Consider the following 16380-nt stretch of genomic DNA (forward strand, 5'->3'; position numbering starts at 1 on the left):
TGTCGATCTATTGGTGTATTACTTGCATCATGCCATAAAAAAAGCCCGCATCAAGCGGACTTTTTTAGTGTGTTAAGCAATTATGCTTGCTCAATATCTTTCATAGTCAATTTGATACGACCACGGTTATCAACGTCTTGAACCTGTACTTTTACTTCCTGACCTTCTTTAAGAACATCAGTTACGTTCGCAATACGCTCATTAGAGATTTGCGAAATATGAAGAAGACCATCAGTACCCGGCATAATGTTTACAAACGCACCGAATTCTACAATACGAATCACTTTACCGTCGTAGATCTTACCTGGTTCAACTTCAGCAGTAATCGCTTGAATTTTCGCAATTGCAGCTTTAGCAGCAGCTTTAGTTTCACCAAATACGCGAACTGTACCGTTATCTTCAATATCGATAGCAGCTTTAGTTTCTTCAGTGATTTGACGGATTGTTGCACCACCTTTACCAATAACATCACGGATTTTATCCGGATTAATTGTAATCACTTCGAATGTTGGAGCGTGCATTGAGATTTCAGGACGAGCACGTGAAATTACTTTGTTCATTTCATTAAGGATATGCATACGACCAGCAAATGCTTGGTTTAATGCAACTTCCATAATTTCTTCAGTAATACCTTCGATCTTGATGTCCATTTGAAGTGCAGTAATACCGTTTGCAGAACCTGCTACTTTAAAGTCCATGTCACCAAGGTGGTCTTCGTCACCTAAAATGTCAGAAAGTACTGCGAAACGCTCGCCTTCCTTCACTAAGCCCATTGCGATACCAGCAACTGGTGCTTTAAGCGGAACACCTGCATCCATAAGTGATAATGACGCACCACATACAGAAGCCATTGAAGATGAACCGTTAGATTCAGTAATGTCAGATACAATACGAATAACGTACGGGAAGCGGTCAGCTGCAGGAAGAACTGCTTGAACACCACGACGCGCTAAACGACCATGACCAATTTCACGACGCTTAGGACCAGATTCACGGCCTGTTTCACCTACTGAGTAAGCAGGGAAGTTGTAGTGCAACATGAAGTTGTCAGTTTTAGTACCAGCAAGGGTATCAACCATTAATGCATCACGAGTATTACCCAAAGTCGTTGTTACCAACGCCTGAGTTTCACCACGTGTAAATAATGCAGAACCGTGTGCACGCTCAAGTACGCCCACTTGTACGTCTAACGCACGAACAGTTTTGGTGTCACGGCCATCAATACGTGGTTTACCAGATAAAATGTTGTCACGTACGGTACGGTATTTAAGATCTTCAAATAAGTAGTCTACTTCGTCAGCAATACCGTCTACATCTTCTTCAGGAACGAATTGAGCAACAGCTTCAGCATGAAGTGCATCTAATGCTGCATAACGATCTTGTTTTACTGCAATGGTATAAGCTTCTGAAATTTTTGCTTCAAATGCTTCTTTTAATTTTGCACGTAATTCTTCGTTGTGTGCAGGAGCAACCCATTCAGATGGTTTCGCACCAGCAGCAGCTGCAAATTCATTGATCGCTTGAATTGCAATTTGCATTTCGTCATGACCAAAAAGAACCGCACCTAACATTTGGTCTTCTGAAAGTTCTTTCGCTTCAGATTCAACCATCAATACAGCAGACTCTGTACCAGCAACCACAAGGTCAAGGTCAGACTGAGCCATTTGCTCAAAATTCGGGTTTAAAACATATTCGCCGTTGATTAAACCAACACGTGCTGCACCGATTGGACCACGGAATGGAGTACCTGCAATTGCCAACGCAGCAGAAGTACCTAACATTGCTGCAATATCAGCTTCCATCGTTTTGTCAGAAGAAACCACAGTTGCAGTTACCTGAATTTCGTTGTAGTAACCTTCTGGGAACAATGGACGAATTGGACGGTCAATAAGACGTGAAATTAAAGTTTCAGCTTCTGAAGCACGACCTTCACGCTTACCATATCCACCAGGGATACGACCTGCTGCATATTGTTTTTCTTGATAGTTAACTGTTAAAGGGAAGAAATCCTGACCAGCTTTTACTGTTGGAGCAGCAACTACTGCTACCAATACAGTTACACCACCCATTGTGATTAAAACTGTATTTGCTTGACGTGCAACGCGACCCGTTTCTAAAACGACTTGATGCTGACCGAATTGGAATTCTTTACGAACGATGTTAAACATTGACATGTATTGTATTTTCCTAATTTTATTCTAGTGAGACCCCTAAGGTTTGGCATTCAGGCTACAACTATCGGTAGGTAAATGACAAAGCTTAGAAGCCATCACACTAGACCAAAAATTTTAAATAATATTAAACGCAAAGAAGGAGCGCACAAGCGCCCCTTCTATAAATCGCCTAATGGTTTATTAGACGAAACTTTCTTTTCAGAAACAAAGCATAGCAACATGCGATAAACCGAAAACAAAGCAAAATCGAATTAACGACGTAGACCTAAAGCACCGATCAAAGCAGTGTAACGCTCGTGGTCTTTACCATTTAAGTAGTCAAGCAATTTACGACGTTGGTTAACCATACGGATTAAACCGCGACGGCTGTGGTGGTCGTGTTTGTGAGCTTTGAAGTGACCTTGTAAATCATTGATTTGAGCAGTCAATAAAGCTACTTGTACTTCTGGTGAACCAGTGTCGTTTTCAGCGCGAGCAAATTTAGCAATGATCTCTGCGCGGTCTGCATTAGTTAAAGCCATTCGATTTCTCCGAGATGCTTAAAAAATAAAATGATATGAATCAGTTGAGCGCAACTGACTGCCGTGCATCACTACAGCAAGTTGCCTATTTTAAGGTATCTATATATGGATTGCAAAATTGTTTTCTGTTACCTGTCATTTTAGACACTGACATCAGTCTCTTAACCCTGCACACTTGGCCTTGAATAAAAAGAAAGAAATGCGAGGGACGTGTGAAAATATTTTCGACCAATACCTGTCCGGTACCGAATGACCTTGAATCGGTCATTCATCATAAAGATGAAGTACCTGCCGAACTAGGTGGAATGAGTGAACAGCAAGTTCAAAAAATCTGGAAAAGTATTGAGTCACTCTATAAAACCGGAAACTATCCGCTCATTACTTTTTGCTTACGTCGACAGGGGAAAATTTTATTAAATCGAAGCATTGGCTATGCTCAAGGAAACTCGCCGGCTGGTCTGCAAGAGAATGCACTCATCGCAACGCCGGATACTCCCGTTTGTCTATTTTCAGCATCCAAAATGATTACTGCCATGTTAATTCATCTTTTAGATGAAAAAGGCGAAATCAACTTACTTGACCCGGTGAGCTATTATATTCCCGAGTATGGGGTGAACGGAAAGCGCCGCGCGACAATCTTTCATTTGTTATCTCATCGTGGAGGTATTCCTTATGTTGATGGAGATGCCACACCTGAACTGCTTTTTGATAAAGATGAAATTTTAAGGCGCTTATACGCAGCAAGACCTGTTTCTCCAGCGGGAAATCACCTCGCCTATCATGCAGTAACGGCGGGTTATATCTTGGGAGAAATTATTGAACGGGTTACAGGGCAAGACCTTCGCCAATTCGTGCATGAGACTATCGAGAAACCGATGGATATGCCCTATTTTAACTATGGCTTAAAACCAGAATATCGTGCTGAAGTTGCTCTTAATTGTGCAACAGGTTTACATCCTCGCTTAGGAACGGATCATTATCTCAATCATGTACTAGGTGGAGGCTTACAACTCGCTGTAGATGTCACTAATGATAGCCGTTTTATGGATACCACCTGTCCCGCTGGTAATATTTATACCAGTGCAGAACAAGCTGGACATTTCTTTGAAATGCTTTTAAGTGGGGGAAGCTACCAAGGCAAACAAATTTTAAGCGAGAAAACAATTTTTAGAGCAACACTCCCTACCACAGGAGTTAACATTGACCGAACTTTATTAATACCGATGCGCTATGCCTTAGGACCAATGCTAGGCAGTAATCCGGTAGGCTTATTTGGTCCAATGACTGGACAAGCTTTTGGTCACCTCGGTTTTTCCAATATTTTGTGTTGGGCCGACCCAGAGCGTGATATCAGCGTTTCTTTGTTAACCACTGGCAAATCTGTGGTCGGTACACACCTTCCTGCTCTAGCCAATCTGCTTTATCAAATTTCGACTCAATGCCCACGAATTCCTAGAGATCAACGCCGTTCACTATTTGGTAGTGATTCGCATGAAACCGATCTGGTATAGCTAAAATTAACCCAGCGACAAAATAAAAAACCCAAGCATTTCTGCTTGGGTTTTTGGCGCTGTAGTTGTTGTTTATCGTGTTTATCACTGTTCTTATTGTTATGTGTGAGATGCTTTCCACATCCTTCTTCTCGTTTTACTCACTTCCGTTGTTTTAGTTCTATTTCCTTATGGGATGTATTTTGTCATATCCAATTATGAAGAAAAGTAGTATTTTTCTTATCATCATGTAAGCAAAAACGTACAGGTCTGTCTAATATTTATCGTTTATCTGTAAATGCTAAATAACATACGGTTCTGTATAACATTTAACTTAACAATTCACGCGAAAAATGCTTATTTAAGAATCATATTATAAATAAATATATTAAAAATTATTGAGTTAAATAATTGATAATATAAGCAAGAAATAGGGTGAGTCATCTAAAGATTTATTCAGATATTTTGGTGGGGTTAAGACTTAAATATAAAAAAGCCCTGTAGTCTCTCCCAAAACTACAAGGCTTAGCGGCTGTAAGTTTCCTCTTTATTCACCTACATCATTGTAAGTTCGCAGTCTCTCGACTTAAGTTATTATTATTGTGCGATTTTGCCCGACATTCCTTGCCAAGCTCGTTGTGCGTTTATAATCTCAAAAACAGGGTGGGTTCTCTAGCAGCAAATATCTCGAATCCATGTAAGCTTTTTCTTACAAGGGTAAAAATATTAAGTTTGGCTTAACGAACTAACCGATTAACTTTTTCAACTAAACCGCTTTTTCTTGTCGTGCGAACTGTAAAGGATTGAAGTAATGCCTCTGGGTGAACCAATAAACTCACTACTTTTTTGGCTCGTGTAATCGCAGTGTAGATCAACTCTTGGCTTAACAAATTCTTGGCAGTCTGATCAACAACAACAGCTGTATGGGTAAATTCAGAACCTTGTGATTTGTGAATTGTTAAGGCAAATGCACTTTGAATACTTTTAGGTAGCCGATTTGCAGCAACCCACTTATTTAAACTTGGGAAATACACTTCAAACTGTTGCGGCTGGGTTCTATGTTCAAAACATAAACCAATGTCACCATTTGAAATGCCGAGCTGGTAATCGTTATAAGTCATCATAACCGGACGGCCTACATACCATCCTCCTAAAGTCACAATACCTAGCTGTTGTTGTAACCAGCGTTCGGCATATTGATTAAGTTGCTGTAAACCAAATGGCCCATGACGTACGGCAGTTAAAATACGGTAGTCATCGAATGACTTAACGATATTTTCAATATGTTCAGTTGAACGATCATCTTGTAAATAAGCTTTTAAGCTTTGCACATAGCCTTGAAAACCCACCATCAATTTTTGGTAGTAAGTTTCTAGCGTTATAGGGGAGTCTTCGGGTAAATATTCAAGCTGAACCACATCGGGCATATCAGCTTCTAAAGGTATTGAACGTAACTCTGAAACTTGAACAATATCAATTTCAAACTGTTGTAAAACTTGCTCATGATCAATTTGACTGGTTTGCATTTGAATAAATCGGGCAACCTGACCAATCAAAGCCCCTTCCGCAAAACGACGGCTGGTTTGAAGGTGAACACGGTTTTCAGACAAAGCCTCGATTTGCTGTAAATCTGCAAGTACAGCTCCAACGTCTACAGAAGCAAGCTGGTTGGCATCACCTAATAAAATAATTCGGCAAGAGTCAGGGACCGCTTCAAATAATAACGTTGCCAGATTTAAGTCCAGCATAGAGGCTTCATCCACCACAATAACGTCATAAGGCAAAGGCTGTTTTTGATTAAACCGTGGAGTTTGACTATGCCCCATACCTAATAATCGATGGATAGTTTGGGTACTTTGGTTTCTTAGCTCATCACTCATTAGCCCCGACTCAAGCAGTTTGGGATCATTAAACGAGTTTTGTAAGGCTTCTTGCATACGCTGTGCAGCTTTACCCGTCGGAGCAGCCATCGCCACACGGATATGCGGAATTGCCTGACTAAGCACAGCAATAATACGAGCAAGCGTATAGGTCTTACCTGTACCCGGCCCACCTGTAATAATACTTAAGCTCTGCCGAGTCACCATTTGCAAAGCAGCTCGCTGATGAGGATCAGTTAATAAGTCTAAATGCTCTTCACATGAAACAGGTTGAATTGGTTGTTGCTTTAATCGGCGAATTTGCTCAGCTAGACGTTGCTCTAGGTTCCAATATCGGTATAATGCCAACCCCTGCCCGTCGTGGACACAAGGGGCAACTTGAGACTTTGCTTGTTCAGCAGATATCACCAGTTGGCCAAGTGTTTCTATTTGCTCTGGGCTAATCTCAATACAACTGTCACCCTGCAAGCTCGCTTCAATTAGCTGCTGCAAAAAATAAGCTGCCTCTGGAGCTTGTGTCTGTGCAGTAAACGGGGCTTGATTTAGAAAGGTACTCCAAGTCATTAACCAGCTTAAATCGCTTTGTTCAGGGCTATTTAGATTGTCCACACACTTATCCACCTAGTTTTCCACACGCTTGTCCACATGGTTATAGACAGGCTTATCCACACCCCAAGTATTTGTTAATTCTAAAATTAGATCATTTATCAGCATTTTTTATGCAATTTTATCCTCAGCAAAGTACCCTAAAATAGCATCGAGTCGTAGAACAAATTCTGTACTTGGCTGCCAATAATAATAACCCTGCTCAGCTTCGCCATTCATACCGCGCAAGTAAAGATAAGTCGCCCCACCTAAGTGTTGTTCAATATCATAATTCTGCATTTTGACTTTTAAATAACGATGTAATGCAACCAAATACAGGCCTGCTTGTAGCCAATAGCTGGCTAAAGACATACTTTGTGCAATGCTTTCTACACTGTAATCGGCAAGGTTTTCACCCAAGTAGTTACTCTTATAGTCAGCAATGTGATAACGCTGTCCATCAAAATAAACCAAGTCTATCGAACCATTTAAATAGCGTGCAGAACGAGCCTCTAATAACTCTGGCATTTCCATACCATATTCAGCAAACAGCTGCTGAATACGTTTCATGGCTAACACACGATCCGACAGTGCTAAATAAAAAGGACACTCTGATAAATAGTGCTCTGGCTGTAACCGATTTAGGCGAAAGCCTTGATATAACGGCGTGCTTAAAATCTCTTGCAACCATTCGGCCACAGCGTGATAAAGCGAATATTCCGCTTCTTGTTCTTCGGGAAAGCTTTCTTGGTATTTGATTAATAAATCTTGCCACAAACTACTGTAGTCATTTTTAAAACGACGACGTATTTCACTTACCCACTCATCTGAACATTGAAAATCAATATGCTCAAAAATTTCATGTAAGAAATTACCTGCGAGCGTCCCTCTCGGAAAATTACTTTTGATCCAGTTAATTGGCTGTGCTGCGGGCGCCTCAACAGAAATAACCTGATCGAGTTCATCTTCGGCTAAAACAGCTTCATGGCTCTGACTCGCGAGTAAATCTTTACCTACTTTATGTCTTAAATGCTGTGCCAGATAACTAAAACTGGTTTTGCCTCTCGAATAAAAGCGCTGATCAGGAAAATGCTGCGCCTGTATCTCAATAATATTGATGTGTTGATTTAAATGTCTTGCAGCAGGTGGTTGCTCCAAAATTATTTCATCGGTACAACAACGGTGCTGGAATGGTTCCGCTCTGTTTTTCCAAAATGCCAAACCTGAAACAGACTTGCCATCTGTATCTTGTAAGAGCGCATAAACACGATGACTTGCCCGGGTTAAAGCAACGTACCATAGACGGTTTTGTTCCGCCAAAGCCCGTTCTTCATGCTGCTTCAGCTCGATTTCGTTTAAATATGTTTTATCGGCAATCGCAACAACACGTTGTGTTAGGGTTTGAGCCGACTCCGGAACCGTTATATCTTGGGTCGAGAAGTTAAGTGTTTTGTTATTTTCCCGAAATGGCTTGTCGGCCCCGAGCAAAAAGACAATTTTAAACTCAAGACCTTTTGACTGGTGAATGGTCATGAGCTGTACGCCAGCTTCACTCGACAACCTACGCTCTAACTCCCATTCACGATCAAGCGGTGATTGTAATTGCTTGAGATACCAGTGATAGAGATTTTGCGCGCCCTGATATTTCTCGCTATGTTGGCTCAAAATTTCGGTCAAATGACGCAAGTTCACCACAACCCGCTCATTATCTTTACTCTGGACAGCAACCAGATTTTTCCAAATGCCAAATTGGTTTAAACATTGCTGCCATGCTACTAAAAAGCCCTGAGCTGACCACAATTCCCGAATAGTATCAAAACCCGTCATAAACTGGCTTAAACCTTCGGCCGTTTGTTCGAGTTGCAACAGCTGTTTAAGGTCCATAGCAAATAAACGGCTAATCAAAGCTCGTTTCACTTTGGCCTCATCGTAAGGATGAAGAATCGCAGTGAGTAAGGCCCCAACATCTTGAGCAATTGTGCAATCAAAAACACTTCGTTTTGATGGCCGATTAACTCGTATTCCTAAACGTTCTAATTCAAATTGAACTTTATCAAGACCATCATGATTACGCGACAAGACCGCAATATCGTCTTCATTTAAGGTTTGAGTCTGAGCATCTTTTTGAAAATAAAGTTGTCCTGCATGTGACTGATTAAGTAAATCATGTATTTTCCACGCGACTTGCTGTGCTTCCGTTTCCTTGTCTTTTAGCATGAGCCAACGTAAAGGGTACGGATTAGACTGGTTTTGATCGATTAAAACTGGATGTGGTCGAGTCCCTGCCCGAATTGGGTCATATTGAACCTGTTCACCAAAGTCGATTTGCCTTTGAAATAAGGCATCAACCACTTCAACCAAGTCAGCGACTGAACGGTGGTTATGAATTAACTTATATTCACGACCATGCTTTGCCTGAATATCTTTGTAGGCATTCAAGAAGGTGAGCATATCCCCACCACGGAAACCGTAAATTGCCTGCTTACGGTCACCCACCATAATCATGCAACCTTTTTGGTAACGTTCTGGATGACGCCAAATGCTGGCGAGCATGTCATCTTGGTCTTGGTTGGTGTCTTGAAACTCATCAACCAAAATTAAGGGGTATCGAGCCTGCACAAATACGGCGAAACGTTGCCCCTGCTCACCCTTTAAAGCTTCTGACAAAGTGCGAATTTGCTGAGAAAAAGTCGTCTCGCCCTTGTTTTGTAAAACCTGCGGTAAACGTTTTTTAACCTCTACACACAAATAGGCTTTTAAATAAATATGAAGCTGATCGAACTTTTCAGCATAGTTTTTCAGCACACCAAATAACTGCTGAATCTGCTGAATACAAGGATGCTGATAAAATCCATCCGAAATTTCGGCAGGACATTTCTTGAAAACTTTCTGATCGGCAAGTTGGCCTAAAAACTTAAAAACGAGTTCCCGTTGTACTGCCAAAGACCCATCAAAAACTAAAATACTGTCGCTTTGCTTTAAAACTTGTAATAACTGTGGCAAACATTCACTAAATAACTTATTAAATGCTCCATTACGAAATATTGTGCCGCTTACATGTTTATAGTGGTCGCCATCAAGCGAGTAATACGGTTCTAGAAGACTGATATCAATTTCTGCTGCCAGCTGTTTGAGCTGAGCAAGCTGTTCAAACTGAATGGTAGGCTTTTCGGGAAGTTTAAAGTGAGCCGAACTAAAATTCAGTGAGTCTTCGACCAGTTTGACAAAACTGTCGACACTTTTTAACTCACCTGCCAGATACAACGCATCAATCATCGTTTGAGGCTGAGACTGTATCCATTCACGTAAAACATCATGAATCAGTTGTCGGCTATAGGTTTTAGCGTCATCGGTAATTTGAGCACGTTCAATTTTGCCACTTTCAAAGGCAAACTCACGTAATAGCTTTTGGCTAAAGCTATCAAGTGTTCCGACAAACAGCTCATCTAACTGATCGATAACGAGCTTTAAACGCTCACAGGCATAGGCAATACGTGTCGCAAAATGCTTGAGAATATGTTGCAGTAATAAGTCAGATTCTTGCTCGGCCTGCAAAAGGATCTCTTTTTCAGTCAAGCTCCGCTTGGCATCTAAGTAACGGTAGGTTTCGACCAAACGCACACGAATTCGGCTTTTTAACTCAGCCGCAGCAGCGCGGGTGAATGTTGTTGCAATGACTTGGCCCGGTAAATATTTCTCAAGAAAAATACGAACCATTAAACTCGACAGTGTATAGGTTTTCCCGGTACCCGCCGAAGCCTCAATTAAATGCAGTCCACTAAATTCAATATCAATAATAGGTTGATAAGACACCTGTACTCTTGAGTTCATGCCTTACTCCGAATGTTGAAATTGAAAAACCGGATGATACAGGTCATAGGCAAACTCATCACAAGCATGTTGAAGTAATGCTTGTGCATCTTGTTCTTGCAAAATGAAACGCCAGTCTTGATGTAACTTACACGCTTCATTTTGTGTCATATCGATAGAGGTAAATGTCCCCGTTTCATTCCAGTATTTTAACAGCTCCGCATAGCTCTTCTCATCCAGTTTTATTTTTTCTGTCGGATTTGTTGTTTCCCACTGATATGCCTTGGCTTTTTCAAGTGGCTTTAATAATAAAGCTGCTGGTAACACGAGTGGCTGCTGTTGAGCATAACGCCAGATTTTAAACCACGGTTGTAAATACTGCCGAGCTTGCTCTGAACTAATACCCTTACAGATGACGGTTTGGTCACTAAAAACCACAATGCGGCGTCTTTCAGCTCCTGCACTTCCTTCATTTAAATAGGCCAACCAAAGCAGGTACTCTAACCAGACTTTTGCACGTCTTTTTGCCCGAGCACTTGATGCTTCCATGCTGACCCAATCCTGAGTTTCAGATTTTGGCACCGTAATATTCATATGTAGCTGTTTGGCAATTCGCCACACACGCTGAGTCGTTTGAGTCACGGCTGGCGCATAATGATGAAGGCGCTCAAGCAAACATTCCTGTTCAAAAATGCCCTGTTGCCATGCACTGTATTGAACTTTGCCTACAGGCAACTGATCAAGTAGAACTTCAGGCTGTGCCTGCTGTTCGTTTTGCTGTAAAAAATGTCGAATGGTATAACGGCCCAAACCATCTAAAAGCAAAGGTTCATTCTGATCTAATACGCCTACATTTCCTAAGTTTTCTACGCCTAAAGTTTTTAAATATAAACGTGCGGGGAAAGTCACATCCTGTATCCACTGATGGCTGTCTAAAACCAACATGTCAGGTATTTCTAAAGGATAAGATATATTTGCCCAAGGCTTGAGAACACCGGAAGCTTGCTGAATTTGCATCGCCACGTTAAACCAGTGATCTTGATAACGAATATAGCGGTTCTCGGCCATAAAACCTTTAGGGTCAAATGGCTGTAAATAATGTAAGTGATAGAGCTGTTTTAATTGAGAGGGAATTTCAATACCTTCAATCACTTCTCGATCGGGTGCATTTGGTTCTGGCTTTACAATAAGTGCAAGATGCTCACGGAACTCTTGAAGAATACTAGAAGGATCTCTCACCTCACCGTCATTGACATCAAAGCCGTTATAAAACAGCCATAAGTTTTCTTGAGCTAAAAGTAGGGCATCTAAGAAAGCGCCTTGGTCATCCTCAAGACGGGAACGATCACCTAATTGTTGCCGTAAGGCATCCATCAAATCAAATGGCACATGGGTGTCTCGATTTGGAAACTGCCCTGCATCAAGGTTCAACATCACAATTAAACGATAAGGCAACGGACGAATTTGTCCAATCTGGGCAAAGGTAATCTGTCCAGTCGGTTCAGCTTGAGCCGTTTGATTTTCTAAAGTTCGCTGAATCTCATCCAGAATATAAGGCAAAGGCAAGGTGATTTTACGTAAGGTGCCTGTTTCTGTCTCGGCATAGTAGCTTGCGAGCGTTAACATACGCTCTTGTTTTTTTACAATTTCCCGCGCAGTTTTTAAAGCAGCCACACCGGCCTGCTCAAACTCGACAATATCTTGCGAGAGTATTTGCAGCCAGTATTCCACCGTATGACTTTTTTTCTGCTCATGCATAATGAGCCAGTCACGGCGTTCATTTAAATCTTGATAAATCTGAATGAGCGTACCAATAAGCTCAAAATCGCCCGGTTGAACCTTAGCGTAACTCAGCACCTGATTAAATGTAGCATGTTCGGGAATTGCTATGCCGAGCGCTAACCGCTCTAAAGCAAATTTAAAGCTATATCGATAATCATCATCGCCGTCACATAAACTACGTTTCAGATGCTCTGCATCAAGTCCACGTTTAAACCCTGCATCAGCAAGTAAAGTTAAAATTCGCTCTACTTGAGCATATTCAAGTGCATAACGCTGTTGAGTCGCGTGTAAACCAAGCCAGTCAGCAAACTCATCAAAGCTAAATCGCCCTTGCATAAGGTGAATACGCCCAATCACGGCACGCCATGCATTAAGTGCATCGAGTGAGGCAATTCCTGCTATTTTGACAGGCAAATGCACGCCTTGCTCAGTCGCTGTAGCAGGAAAAACACTTCGTATTAAAGGCTCTACTTCTGCCAAATTAGGAACTAAAACCAAAATATCATTTGGACGACGCGGCTGTTCGTGCGGTTTTGCCAACCAGCCAATCAATTGTTCTTTCAATACTTCAAGTTGCCGTAATGTCGAGTGGCAGACATGAATCTGAATTGAGTCATCGTTAGGGGCAAGTTCATATTGCTTGGCTTGGGGTTCCACCAAGTGCAAAATATCTGACTGAACTTTGCCAAGTAAACTTTCAGGAAAATCATCGACAAAAGCATCCACCCACTTACCCTCTTCACCTGTAGACAAGTTTGAGAGTAATGAGAAGTGGTCGCGGGCTTGTTTGCCCAATCTTGTTAACAGCGGATGTCTTGACTCACGCGCCTCAGCATTAAAATTAAGCGTAAATTTATTAAAGAAATCGGCAATTTCCGCATCGGTCGCTTGGGGGTTCTTCGCTATAAAACGCTCTTTTACCCCTAAGTCATAGCGCTGTTTCCAGAGTGGGTCGACACTATCGGCCCAATATTCTTGCGAAGGGTTATAGTGCAAAATCAAAACATCGATGTATTGCCCTAAACGACGTAAAAACTGAAGCTGGCTGGGTGGTAAATCCAGTAAAGTAAAAATGACAATTTGCTGCGGCAAACGAGACAGTGCTTTCTTCTGGCGCTCAGGATGTTCTAATTCCTGCCAGAATAATTCGTCAATTTGCTGCATTTGCATAAAATCATCATGAAAATGCTGCTGCCATAACCAGCGCTGCCAACGTTCTAACTCTTGAGTTTGCTGCAAAGTAAATGCCGAAACTTCTTTATCTTTATGGGCAATATACTTTTCGATATCAAGTGATCGCCCTTGTCCCCATGCTGCTAACCAGTTATTTGGACAAGTACACATATTTTCACAACCACGCTGGCACTGTCCCCGATAGACCATGTAGTTACTAAATAAATCGGCAACCTGCTCAGCAACCCAATACAACATTTTTTGCTTTTTTAGCTGCTTCTCAATACCTTGTTCAAGCCGATCTGCGCTATCATAAATACGTTGAACAATAGAATGCAGTGGATGAGAGCTATCTATGCTCATGACATCAGGCTGAATAAATTCCTGTAAGGCTTGATGTACACGCCATTTAAAAATCAAGCGTGGAATATTGGCTTTACGAACCTGCTCCTTATGTGCCGTGAGGACCTGTTGATAGGCATACCACTGAAACCCGCGCACACGTTGGTGAAACTGGTAATTGGCGCTCATTCCTTGCTGTTCTGCAAGTTTTTGTATCAGCCACTGCTCGATGGCAGGACTTGGCACAATGAAATGCTGGGCTTTCAAAACCTGTAATGGATGCGTTGACGGCTGGGACGTAGATGCCAGTACGCCCTGCAACAACACATCAATACGTTGACTTTGAATAACATGGATACCCATTTATTTCATATCCTACTCGCATAATTTATGCACAAAATCATAAACATTCATTACTATACAACTGAATCTGACTATGTCACGTTGGTTTAAACACAGCATAATCTCATTTTAGGTGTCACTTACCTTGTGTTGGCAAGGCACCTTCAAGGAACACATTACAGGTAAAACATTATGAAAATTGATAACATTCCTGACTATATTGATCCTAGCCTAAATCTGGAACAAATTCGCGATGAGTGCCAAGAACTCATTCAGAAAAGAGCTTACGTCTCTGCTGGTGCAGCAATTGTACCCATTCCTTTTTTTGACGTGGTAGTAGATTTGGGAATTTTGTCACAGCTTATTCCCGATATTAATTCCCGTTTTGGTTTAGCGCCTGAACATGTCAGTGTCTATGATCCAAAAACAAAAACAATTCACTGGGATGAATTACGAAAACGCGGCTTTCAATTTTCAGGCTTTGTGGTCGCTCGCACTACCGTTAAAAAAACCTTTAACGGTTTCTTTGGAAAGATTGTTACCAAACAAGTGACAAAATTCGTTCCACTAGGTGGGCAACTTGTCGCAGCAAGTTTAGGCTATTTTATGATGAAAAAAATAGCCCAAACTCATCTTAATGACAGCTACAACCTTGCTAAACGTATTCAACAAAAAAGTCGTGGCGCGGTTGTAAACTAAAATCCAACTTACGGCTGAGAGTTTAATCTGCTCTCAGCTGTTTTAAAATAGCTCTTAACACTTCCAAGCGTGCAGTATATTTATCGTCTGTTGCGACAATATACCAAGGCGCATATTCGGTACTGGTCCGCTCAAACATATCTGCAGCTGCCTTTAAATAATCATCCCACTTATCACGGTTACGCCAATCTTCGGCAGTAATTTTAAAGCGTTTGTGCGGTGTCTCTTCTCTGGCTTTAAAACGCTGCTCTTGCTCATCTTTACTAATTGCTAGCCAAATTTTTACCACAATCGTTTGGCTATCAAATAAGTCTTTTTCAAAGCGATTGATTTCGTCATATGCCCTTTGCCATTCAATAGGTGAAGCAAATCCTTCAACACGCTCTACCAGCACACGGCCATACCAGGTACGGTCAAAAATGGTAATTTTTTCAGCTTCATTAATACGATTCCAAAAACGCCACAAATACGGGTGTCTTGCTTCGAAACGTTCAGGCGCTCCAATACAGTGAATATCATATTCACGCGGGTCTAAGTTTTTAACAATTCGCTTGATAGCTCCCCCTTTACCCGCAGCATCCATCCCTTCAAATGCAATCACCACATTGCGTTTATCAAAGCGCATGGTATCGGCAATTTTTTTACTGAGTTTATCAAGCTCTTTTTTATATTCGGCTTTATCCATTTTTTCCTGAGCAGGTTTTAATAAACTCTCAGGAATTTTTGCCTGTTGCCATTTACCTTTGACTTCAGTTTCATGTTCAGGCAGCTGACGCATGTGTTGTAAAAGATACTGAGCAAAAAATTGATCGCGCTGTTTTTCATCTTCCCCATCAATAATGTACCAATCGTCGGTAAAGCGACGGCGTAGCTTTTGCAAAGTGTCATATTGTTTTTTATTACGCCAGTCTAGGCCGTGAAGCTTATGCCAATGCTGTTCAGATGGGTCTATTTTATCTAACCGTTTTTGGAGTGATTTCCACGAAAGATCAAACCAAACCTTAATGACATCGACATAGTTATTTTTTAGGTCCTGTTCAAACGCCCGCATATTTTCAACATAAGCATCAAAACGCGCATCATCCAAAGGTTCTGACACATGAGTTGCCGTAACCAACAAATCGCTATACCAGTTGCCAAACATCACCACAATTTGGCCTTCAGTCGGAATAAATGCTGAATAAGACTGCCAGAATGCTTCAGAGTCTGTCAGCACACGTGGTGCATCTGCTTTTACCCGCAGATATCTTGGATCTAGCCACTCACGAAGCTGTTTAACCGCTTCCCCTTTTCCAGCTAACTCGATACCACTCATTAAAATGAGTGTGCTTTTGGCATTGGGTTTCCCTCGGCTTTCTTTTAAAGCATATTGTGCTTCAATTAAATCAACTGAAAGCTGTTCTTCGTCTCGTATTTCAAATTTTGGTTGTTGTTCACTCATGGTCCACTGCTCTAATCTTTTTATTTAATTTCGCCATTATTTAACTTATGCGCTTGGGTGATGAATTGCTATACAAATTATGTCATTGCAACACGATTTAACCTGAAAATTGACGTATAAATCATTTTTTTTACATCTACT

8 protein-coding genes are annotated in these 16380 nt (G+C 41.4%); 2 read left to right on the top strand and 6 right to left on the bottom strand.

From position 1 onward, the window contains the following. Positions 1-80: 80 nt before the first annotated feature. Together pnp and rpsO are read right to left on the bottom strand one after the other, a co-directional pair. Positions 81-2168, bottom strand: a complete 2088-nt coding sequence (pnp, locus tag R5R67_RS01165; RefSeq protein WP_171061239.1) for a polyribonucleotide nucleotidyltransferase — start codon at positions 2166-2168, stop codon at positions 81-83. 257 nt (positions 2169-2425) lie between these two features. Then, entirely contained in the window at positions 2426-2695 is a 270-nt protein-coding gene (rpsO, locus tag R5R67_RS01170; RefSeq protein ID WP_001229357.1) for a 30S ribosomal protein S15, read from the bottom strand. 212 nt (positions 2696-2907) lie between these two features. Here rpsO and R5R67_RS01175 point away from each other — a divergent pair, with 212 nt between their 5' ends. Beyond that, positions 2908-4206, top strand: a complete 1299-nt coding sequence (locus R5R67_RS01175) for an EstA family serine hydrolase (protein ID WP_000689274.1) — start codon at positions 2908-2910, stop codon at positions 4204-4206. A 716-nt stretch (positions 4207-4922) separates the two neighbouring features. Here the strand turns inward: R5R67_RS01175 and recD are convergent. The 3 genes from recD to R5R67_RS01190 form a co-directional block, all read right to left on the bottom strand. Then, positions 4923-6674 (bottom strand): exodeoxyribonuclease V subunit alpha, encoded by a 1752-nt coding sequence (gene recD, locus R5R67_RS01180; protein WP_000369427.1) that lies wholly within the window; start codon positions 6672-6674, stop codon positions 4923-4925. 108 nt (positions 6675-6782) lie between these two features. Continuing rightward, complete coding sequence (locus R5R67_RS01185; protein ID WP_318754735.1) at positions 6783-10481, bottom strand: UvrD-helicase domain-containing protein; 3699 nt, start codon at positions 10479-10481, stop codon at positions 6783-6785. A 3-nt stretch (positions 10482-10484) separates the two neighbouring features. After that, positions 10485-14120 (bottom strand): exodeoxyribonuclease V subunit gamma, encoded by a 3636-nt coding sequence (locus R5R67_RS01190; RefSeq protein WP_000511243.1) that lies wholly within the window; start codon positions 14118-14120, stop codon positions 10485-10487. 171 nt (positions 14121-14291) lie between these two features. Between R5R67_RS01190 and R5R67_RS01195 the strand changes: the two genes are divergently transcribed. Next, on the top strand, positions 14292-14798 hold the full coding sequence (locus R5R67_RS01195; RefSeq protein ID WP_000687235.1) for a hypothetical protein: 507 nt from the start codon (positions 14292-14294) through the stop codon (positions 14796-14798). Between the two features lie 22 nt (positions 14799-14820). Here R5R67_RS01195 and R5R67_RS01200 read toward each other — a convergent pair whose 3' ends face one another. Further along, a complete protein-coding gene (locus R5R67_RS01200; protein ID WP_000003544.1) occupies positions 14821-16239 on the bottom strand; it encodes a polyphosphate--AMP phosphotransferase in 1419 nt (472 codons plus the stop codon). Positions 16240-16380: the final 141 nt, after the last annotated feature.

It is taken from the genome of Acinetobacter sp. OYA S30, from assembly GCF_033599315.1.
GTDB classification, from domain to species: Bacteria; Pseudomonadota; Gammaproteobacteria; order Pseudomonadales; family Moraxellaceae; genus Acinetobacter; species Acinetobacter baumannii.